Here is a 1,152-nt window from a genome sequence, read left to right as displayed (position 1 = left end):
GGATTTTAGCGCCTTTTTGAATTGTCGCGTAGCTTTTGATTTCGCATTTTAAGCTCCCGCGCCGCCCTATCGTTTTGCTCTTTTATGCTCTGCATCGGATCTTTTTCAGAGGAAAAATTTTGCGAGCCGCGATTTTGCTCGCCGTGCGAGCCGCCGCGCTCTAAATTATCTTGCAAAATTTTGCCGTCGCTTTCGATCTTGCGGCGGTTTTGCAAAACCTCGCTACGATGCTCCTCAAAGTCGCTTCCTTCAAAAGTGCAGTCGTATTCCGCCGCAAACGTCGCGCCGCAAAATAGCAGAAATATCAAAATTTCTTTCATTTGCGTCTAAATTTACCCGCCATAGCTCGATAGATCGCCGCTTCGTTTTGCAGCGTCAAATATTTTTGATTTAGCTCGCTGATCTTTGCATCCACGGCGTCAGTGCGCGCTTCGAGCATATCTTTTAGCTCGCTTGAGCCCGCTTCGTATTTAGCGGCGTAAAGATCGGCGATACGCGCCTTCTCGTCGTATGCGGCGCTTAAATTTTTAAGACTAGCCAAATTGATCTGATAAATTCTATATAAATTTAACACTTCGTTTGTGGCGTTAGATAGCGTCTGCTCATAGTTTACTACATTTTTGTGAAAAGCGATCTCCGAAATTTTAAGGCGGTTTTCAACCCTCGCATAATCCAAAAACGGCAGGCTGATGCTAACATTGCCGCTTAAGAAATTTAGCTTAAAGCTATCGTTAGCGCTTACGCCCTGACCGTTAGTAAGCCCTGCACCCAAATTTACGCTAGGGAAAAAATTTAGCTTAGCGGTTTCTTGATCGTAAAAACTAGAATTCAGCCTAGAGATCGCGGCTCTAATATCGGGGCGATTTGCAAGCGCGGTGTAAGGAACGTTTAGATCGACGCCTTGAAACTTTATGGAATTTATCGAGTTTGTGTTGTCATCAAACTGCAGGCTGGATGAGATGAGGTTTCTCATATATTTGTGATTATCCTCGATATTTTTTTGGATGCTTAAGACCTTGTTTTCAAGCCCGAGGATGGAATTTTGAATCTGCCTATAATCAAGCTGCTCGGACTTGCCGTAGTCGTATTTGGCCTTGATTATTTTTTCGATCTCGCGGTAATCGCTTAAATTTTGTTTAGTCCATTTCAGAG

2 protein-coding genes are annotated in these 1,152 nt (G+C 43.8%); both read right to left on the bottom strand.

What is annotated here, in order from left to right; translation table 11 throughout:
* Positions 1 to 5 precede the first annotated feature (5 nt).
* Positions 6 to 320: a hypothetical protein gene (locus Q0236_RS06310; protein WP_297916145.1), complete on the bottom strand. Its 315-nt coding sequence runs from the start codon at positions 318 to 320 to the stop codon at positions 6 to 8.
* The coding region (locus Q0236_RS06305; RefSeq protein WP_297916143.1) for a TolC family protein at positions 317 to 1,152 on the bottom strand (836 nt) is incomplete at its 5' end. The genes Q0236_RS06310 and Q0236_RS06305, both read right to left, overlap by 4 nt.

The sequence above is a fragment of the uncultured Campylobacter sp. genome (genome assembly GCF_938031315.1).
In the GTDB taxonomy this organism is placed as follows: domain Bacteria; phylum Campylobacterota; class Campylobacteria; order Campylobacterales; family Campylobacteraceae; genus Campylobacter_B.
Note: the sequence above shows the minus strand (reverse complement) of the source record. Positions and strands in the feature narration are given on the sequence as shown.